Here is a 3,557-nt window from a genome sequence, read left to right as displayed (position 1 = left end):
GTCACTGCTTCCGAGCGAGCCTGCGTCTAGCGATCCGCTATCACCGCCGCCCTCGTCGGCCGCGGGCCAACCTTCTTCGAACGCCGACCACGCGTAGAGCTGCTGATTACCCTGCGTTCCGCCGGGGCCGCACACGACGATCGCGCCAACCTTGTTCTCACCGCGCGGGCTCGTGGACGGCGGCCCGAGCTGAACCTGACCTGTCCACGTCGCGCCCGAGTCCACGGTGAACGGCGTGGCGGTTCCGGTGAGTCCATTGGTTTTGGCGTGACGATTCTCGTCAACAATCGTCGCCTGCAGCTGCACACGGTCGCTCATGAACTGGGCAGCACTGCCTGACGGGATTAGCTGGAGGAGCGGCCAGAACGCGGCGTAGATATTGATGCCACCGAGGAGCGGAATACTTTGCTCGATATCGATCTCACCTGCGGGGACCACCTGGAAACGCTGGTAGTACTCGGTGGCCGCCTCGATCACTGGGGCCGTCGAGACGGTGGACCCCGGTCGGTTGTTCGGGTCCGGGCTCGGTGCCTCGCAACGCAGAGAGCCACCGGAGTTGTTGGTGAACGCGATGTCCACGGTCCCGGTCGCGCGATCGACTCCCTCCACCGTGAATTCGCCGAAATCAGCGTTGACGATCGCCGTTCGCCCGTCGTAACGGTCGCCGGGAATGACATTTCCCTGTGCGGAGGCCACACCGGCTGAACTGAGGACGAGGGCGGCGCTCGCGGTGACCGCGGCAAGTCCCTTGAGTCGGGCTGAGGTAGACACTGACGTCTCCTTCTTCTGATGGAGGGGCTTGGGTGTGGTTTACGAGCCGAGCGAGCCCGAGGACAGGCTTCCGCTGCTATCCGGGACCGCCTCGGGCTCGGGGGCTTCTCCGGGGGCGAGCCCCTCGTATCCGGCAAAGACGTAGTGCGCATCAGTAGAACATCGCCGCCGCCTGCCACTCACCGCGATCGCCGGTGGACGACACACTCAGTTGTGCAGTCCAGTCGACGGCCTGGCCTGCGGCGACGTTGAAGAGAGCACTGTTTCCGACCCTCGGGTCTCCGACCCGCCCGGCAACGCGGGCCTCCTGCTGAGCGGTGGTGACGTTCACGTCATCCTCACCAGAGGACCCGAAGAGGTTGGAGGACCCTCCTCCCGGAAGGATGTCATCGAGACTGCCGGTCTGGACCTCGCCGGCCATCGGAATATCAAAGCCATCCGCGCCGGAGTAGATGTTCTGGGCGTAATACTCCATCGCCAGCGTCACGACCTGGGCGGTCGTGACCTGGCCGGGATACTCGACCCCATCACCGGCCGGGACCGCACATCGGAATGTGTTGCCGGTGGTGTTCTGGATGGTGCCGGTGACCTGGGCTGCGTTCGGCTCTACGTCGTGGACGCCGACCAGCAGCGCGTCACTGTCGGTTTTGACTACATTCCCGCCAGTGTTCCCGCCGGGGATCTGGGCGCCAGCGAGTCCCGCACCGGCCACGAGTCCCGTGGCAGCGATGGCGGCGACTCCTCCACGGAGGATCCTTCGAGTATTGGTGCTCATGGGTTCGCTTTCTTTGTGCTGTTGAGCAGGAACTGGGTCAGTGAGAAGCGACCAGACTCAGCTGCCGAGGCTGCCGCCCGACAGGCTGCCGGTGCTGGTCTCGAGCACCGGGGCGTCACCGTTGTATCCGTGGAAGATGTACCGCTGGCCTCCGAGCACGCAGGTCAACACCACGGCGGCCTGGAACGCCGGACGCTCCCCCCGGCTGGTTTGCCCCAACTCGACGCTGTAGGGCTGAGCCGTCAGCGCCGGGATGGACAACGACGCACCCATTGCGCCGTACTGGCCGTTCAACCTCGACTGCGTGAAATCTCCGCTGATCTCACCGAGGGCGCCCCACTCCTCGTTGACGAGCCCGGCGGCGCTGCCCGGGATCATCCCGGTGATACTTCCGAGGTCGACCTGGAAACCGTCGCCCAGGTCACCGACGCTTCCCGCGATTGCGCTGGGTACGTCCACCTCCACGTCGATGGGTGACAGCGTGGAATTGGGGAACCGGGCGTAGAAGTCGACCGATTTCGCTGCGATCTCGGCGGTGGTCACCGCACCCGCCTGCCCGCCATCGATTCCGGTGCAGGCCAGCGCCTGCGCTGTGTTGTTCTGCACCGTGACGCCGACCGTTCCGGCCTCCAGGTCCGGTTCATCCACGGCGATGAGGATTCGTTCGTCGTCCACCGGGAACACCTGCGTATTGTTGTCGACCCCCGGCAACTGGGCCGAGGCGGTCGGGGCGACTGCGACCGCGGTCGCCGCAGCGATACCCAGGGCAGCGAGGCGAGAGGGGCGAGCCCACAAGCGTGCCATGAATGAACTCCTTCATTGGGTCGGGTAGACACCGGTCGGAATTTGATGCGGTGGCCCTCCGAAAACAATTTGGCAATGTGCCTCAGATCACATTCGCATCACGTAGCAGTCTGGCATAAGTATCTACTTCGTAGCCAACTATGAAGTAACGCCTCCATAACACACCGTGGCCACCTGCCACATGCGTCACATTCATGGCTCACCTACCTGCGCCGCTGCCAGTACCTCGACCGCACTAGCGTCCAAAAGCCGGCAATAACCTAGCGTGTTGTATGTCACAATGTGGCACGAGGTGTGAATCCCTCAGTCCACGCACAGCACCGGTCGATTTGCCTCAGTCGTCCGGGCGGCACCCCGTTCATGTGGCCGCCTTCCGCTTTGCACGCCGATCACCCCGCACCCGAGGAAGCGATATGAAACTCAGACGCGTAGCAGCGCTATTCGCAAGTAGCTCAATGGCAGTTGCGGCCATGGTTGCCATCGCCCCTACAACCGTCGCCCAAACCGAGACCGTCACCGAGACCACGTCGGTCCAGTACTCCTGCCGCGGCAATAACTCCGGCAACGCGCCTGGGTCACCTCGGGATGTCACCGTGACCTACCCCGAGTCCGTCGCGCCGGGCGAGATCTTCACCGTCACGCTGGAACCCGGCGTCATGCGCAACAACAGCCGCAACCATGCACGCTTCACCTACGACATCGCGCTCCCGGACAATGCAGAGCTCGTCGGAAGTTCGCTGGCCAGCGGCGCCCAGAACATGAGCGGCACACCCGCCCTCACCCGGGTCAATCCCCAGACGAAGGTTAACCAGGCTGATGGCAATGCGCTGCGGATCTGGGGAGGCCAGTCCGCACGCTGGGGAACCAACACCGGCTCTGGAACCTCCGGCGGCCTCACAGTAAACTCCGGCACCGACTTCCGATTCCCCGCTGTGGCGATGACGTTCCGCGCCCCGGCCATACCGGCTACGGAGATCCACGTTGGGCTCGCGGGAACCGGTCCGAACTCAAGCGCCGCCGGCGCACAGATTATGTACTCGGGCAACACAGGTGGCCTCTTTGGCTCGAACTTCCAGAACGAATGCGCCGCGAGCGCCAACGCCGCGCAGCTCTCCACCACCACGGTGTCCGACGCGGAGTACGCGGTGCTTCCGTCGACCACTCGCGTCGTCGGAGGTGATCAGCTCGCGGACACCGCCGAGCCGGT

The 3,557-nt window shown here is 64.4% G+C and carries 4 protein-coding genes; 1 reads left to right on the top strand and 3 read right to left on the bottom strand.

Translation table 11 applies throughout. From position 1 onward, the window contains the following. The 3 genes from ACWIE7_RS18530 to ACWIE7_RS18520 form a co-directional block, all read right to left on the bottom strand. On the bottom strand, nucleotides 1-696 hold a 696-nt coding region (locus ACWIE7_RS18530), incomplete at its 3' end, for a hypothetical protein (RefSeq protein WP_454070236.1). A gap of 226 nt (nucleotides 697-922) precedes the next feature. Further along, the gene (locus ACWIE7_RS18525) at nucleotides 923-1,546 is read right to left on the bottom strand and encodes a hypothetical protein (RefSeq protein ID WP_454070235.1); all 624 of its coding nucleotides are present in this window, start codon (nucleotides 1,544-1,546) and stop codon (nucleotides 923-925) included. A gap of 57 nt (nucleotides 1,547-1,603) precedes the next feature. Next, nucleotides 1,604-2,350, bottom strand: coding sequence for a hypothetical protein (locus ACWIE7_RS18520; protein ID WP_454070234.1), 747 nt, complete (start codon nucleotides 2,348-2,350; stop codon nucleotides 1,604-1,606). Between the two features lie 413 nt (nucleotides 2,351-2,763). On the opposite strand from ACWIE7_RS18520, the gene ACWIE7_RS18515 reads away from it, so the two are divergent. Further along, on the top strand, nucleotides 2,764-3,557 hold a 794-nt coding region (locus tag ACWIE7_RS18515; protein WP_454070233.1), incomplete at its 3' end, for a hypothetical protein.

Source organism: Dietzia sp. NPDC055343, from assembly GCF_053645265.1.
The sequence above is the reverse complement of the archived record's forward strand: the minus strand, read 5'-3'. Positions and strand labels throughout refer to the sequence as shown.

Bases quoted from the DNA above. Each gene is read 5' to 3' on its own strand.
- ACWIE7_RS18525 (WP_454070235.1), bottom strand. From the start codon at position 1,546: ATGAGCACCAATACTCGAAGGATCCTCCGTGGAGGAGTCGCCGCCATC.
- ACWIE7_RS18520 (WP_454070234.1), bottom strand. From the start codon at position 2,350: ATGGCACGCTTGTGGGCTCGCCCCTCTCGCCTCGCTGCCCTGGGTATC.